This is a genomic window from Vibrio sp. 1402, assembly GCF_033340275.1.
On record NZ_JAWOWE010000328.1, the window covers coordinates 1 to 661 of the forward strand.

At 48.0% G+C, this 661-nt stretch carries 2 protein-coding genes; both read left to right on the plus strand.

Annotated elements, in window-relative coordinates; genetic code table 11:
- Window positions 1-295, plus strand: a 295-nt coding sequence (locus R7044_RS25870) for an aminotransferase class I/II-fold pyridoxal phosphate-dependent enzyme (RefSeq protein ID WP_225456080.1), incomplete at its 5' end; no start/stop codon positions are given.
- Window positions 295-661: methyltransferase domain-containing protein (locus R7044_RS25875; protein ID WP_225456081.1), on the plus strand; the 367-nt coding region annotated here is incomplete at its 3' end. The genes R7044_RS25870 and R7044_RS25875, both read left to right, overlap by 1 nt.

The following is a 661-nucleotide window of genomic DNA, read 5'->3' on the forward strand; positions in this document are numbered from 1 at the left end:
TTGGCGACGCGAAAAGCTGGTGGAGCTAAATGAGGTTTATCAAACGAATCTAAGCGATCTGGATGGCTTTGTTGAAACAGATACCCCGATCAAGCCATTTGTGATTGGCGAATCAGAACTTGCTTTGCAGGTTGCGAATGCTTGTCGACAAAATGGCATATGGGTCACCGCGATTCGTCCACCAACCGTTCCGAAAGGTACATCACGCCTTCGTATCACGCTCACTGCGAACCATAGTACAGAACAAGTTAAAACGCTTTCAATCGCATTGAAACAAGCATTAGGAGCGCTGTAATGGATAATGCCGAAAACATGGTGTTGGACAACGTACACCAAGACAAAGAGGCGATTGCTTCGTCTTTTGGCAAAGCGGCCGACACCTATGACAAACATGCGGCATTTCAACGAGGGGTTGGCCATCGTTTGTTGGAAAAGCTCCCAAGCGATCTTACCAACAAGCGCGTTTTGGACTTGGGGTGTGGAACCGGATATTTTTCTCAGCTATTGCTAGAGCGAGGCGCAAGCGTTGTTTGTGCCGATCTTTCGCAAGGAATGTTGGACAAAGCGCGCGAGCGTTGTGGTGACCATAATGTTCGTTATGTGGTAGCAGACGCGGAAAGCTTGCCATTCGAGGACGCTAGTTTTGACTATGTGTTTTCAA